This window comes from Lysinibacillus sp. NPDC093688 (assembly GCF_050280145.1).
Classification (GTDB): domain Bacteria; phylum Bacillota; class Bacilli; order Bacillales_A; family Planococcaceae; genus Lysinibacillus; species Lysinibacillus xylanilyticus_B.
On record NZ_JBNNUX010000098.1, the window covers coordinates 1 to 2,292 of the forward strand.

Here is a 2,292-nt window from a genome sequence, read left to right on the forward strand (position 1 = left end):
GTGATAACGCCTTCGTGACCAACATCCTGTTGCTGCCGCTACGTTGCACTGCGCTTTCGCACAGAAAACATTTGTTGCCCCGACGCCCCCAGGAAAGCGCTCAGTCGGAACGGAAATCAATCCCCGTTATGCCGAAGAGCTATACTTTATTTAAACATGATACCTTGATCTCATTGATATAAATAGCTTTTAACAGCAAAGGAGCCGCCCCAGTAATGGAGCAACTCCTTAGTTGTAATTTATTATCGAGAAATCAGTTTAGTACTTCTTGTAAAGCTTCAAATAGTTGCTCGGTAGAGATGATACGCTCGCCACCGCCCTGTACCATCTGATCACTGCCGCCGCCTTTTCCATTAACGAGTGGCAGTGCCTTTGCGGCAATGTCCTTCATACTTTTTTCAACTTTTGCACCACGTGCTGCGACAAACTGAAGCTTGTCTTCATTTTCTGAAACAAGTAATACGATAGCATCTACCTGCTCAGCGACAACAGTCCGAGCTAATTTTTGAAGTTCTTGCATAGTACGTTGAGTAAAGGTAGCAGTAATAATACGTTTTTCACTAGAAACTAGCGCTCTTGCTTCATAATTTAGCAGCTCTTCTTTTGCCGCCACAAGTGCTTTTTCTGTATTTTTCTGTGTCGTTAAGATTTTTGTAAGTGCTGTAGCTGCTTCAGCCTCAGGTACACTTAATTGTCTTGCAACGTCAGCTAGTACTTTCTTTCGCATGGCAAGTTCTGCTAAAACTCGGTGGCCACAGACAAAGGAGACGCGAATATTACCTTTCATTTTTTCTGTGCCAAGGATTTTTATTGCGCTAACTTGTCCTGTTGATGTTGGATGGGTACCGCCACAACCGTTGTAGTCAAAATCAGGAATAATAACAAGTCGAATATCTCCTGTAACGGCTACCTCTTTACGTAGGCTGTAGTTCTCTAGTTCTTCTTCTGTAATCCATGTCGTTTCAATCGGACGATTCTCTAGAATCATTTCATTGGCACGTGCTTCTGCGGCCACAAGCTGTTCTTCCGTTAGGGCATCCACGGCAATATCAATTGTGACCTGCTCGCTTCCTAAATGGAAGCTAACAGTTGGTGCATCAAAAAGCTCGACAAAGGCCGCTGTTAAAATATGTTGCCCTGCATGCTGCTGCATATGGTCAAATCGTCGTGGCCAATTCAATTGTCCATGCACTTCTCCAACTAAACTAGCAGAGTCGCCTTGAATATAATGGCGAATTTCATCAGTGATCTTCTCGACATCAATGACCTCGATATCGTTTAAAGTACCTGTGTCATGAGGTTGTCCGCCTCCTGTTGGATAAAATGCAGTATTTGATAGCACCACGTAGTTACGGCCATCTATATCAGTACCTTTATTGACAATTGTTGCATTAAATTCACGTAGCATAACATCTTGGTAATATAGTAGCTCTTTCAAGAAAAAAGCCTCCTTTTATGTAGAGTATCCTTAAGAGAATCACGTCTCTCAATTATTTTATTTTCATTGTGGCATAATTACTTTCAAGTGTATACGAGTTTTCTATTTGACCCATGCTGAATTTGATTTAATATAATATAGTAAGAACAGGCTAACTTAAAGGAGATCGTACAATGGAAATTACACAATTCGCAATGGAAGAAATTTTAGATCCAACAAATATTATTGAAGGTAAACGTTACGAATTTATTTTAGATGTAAATATTGATGAAGAAGATGAGCTTTATCACGAGGCAGGAGTTGAGATTCGAGTACTGATTGCTGAAAAAGGTGAAGAGTCATTTATTTTAAATTACTTCATCATAGAAAAAGCAGAAGGTGAGTATTTGGATTTTGCATTAGAGAATGATGAGTTAGAAGAAATTTTAGCATTCTGCAAAGAGGAAGTCGCAAAAGCATAGTATGCTCGTGTAAAAGTCTTTCCAACAAAAATTAATATTTTCTTATTTGGTAAAATTCCGCTTTTCTTTCCGTGGGCAGGCACGAGCTACATTTACGTACTCTTGTTTGTCTCCTGAAAGTCTACGCGGAATTTTCACTTTACATCAATAATAGCTAATTAAGAATTATTTAAGATTGGTGAAATATTAGTGTTGTATTCACGTGCTAAACTAAGTTTATGAAATAAAAAAACGGATATTTTTAGGTTCATCATCAAAAGTTAGGGATGATATTTTTAATAACGTATGCTATTTATATAGTTGATCTTCGTTCCGGCTGGGCGACTCCTTGGGGATTAGCGATAGAGGAACGAAGGCTAAAAGCATCACATCCTGTGATAACGCCTTCGTGAC

General features: G+C 39.4%; 3 protein-coding genes. 2 read left to right on the plus strand and 1 reads right to left on the minus strand.

Annotated features, from left to right (window positions below):
* The coding region (locus ACQKN2_RS25200) for a hypothetical protein (RefSeq protein ID WP_427417357.1) at window positions 1-182 on the plus strand (182 nt) is incomplete at its 5' end.
* 71 nt (window positions 183-253) lie between these two features.
* Here the strand turns inward: ACQKN2_RS25200 and ACQKN2_RS25205 are convergent.
* Window positions 254-1,438: an alanyl-tRNA editing protein gene (locus ACQKN2_RS25205; RefSeq protein WP_427417358.1), complete on the minus strand. Its 1,185-nt coding sequence runs from the start codon at window positions 1,436-1,438 to the stop codon at window positions 254-256.
* 173 nt (window positions 1,439-1,611) lie between these two features.
* On the opposite strand from ACQKN2_RS25205, the gene ACQKN2_RS25210 reads away from it, so the two are divergent.
* Entirely contained in the window at window positions 1,612-1,899 is a 288-nt protein-coding gene (locus tag ACQKN2_RS25210; protein WP_427417359.1) for a DUF6509 family protein, read from the plus strand.
* Window positions 1,900-2,292 lie beyond the last annotated feature (393 nt).

Excerpts from the sequence above, each read along its gene's own strand:
- ACQKN2_RS25210 (WP_427417359.1), top strand. The coding sequence starts at position 1,612 with ATGGAAATTACACAATTCGCAATGGAAGAAATTTTAGATCCAACAAAT.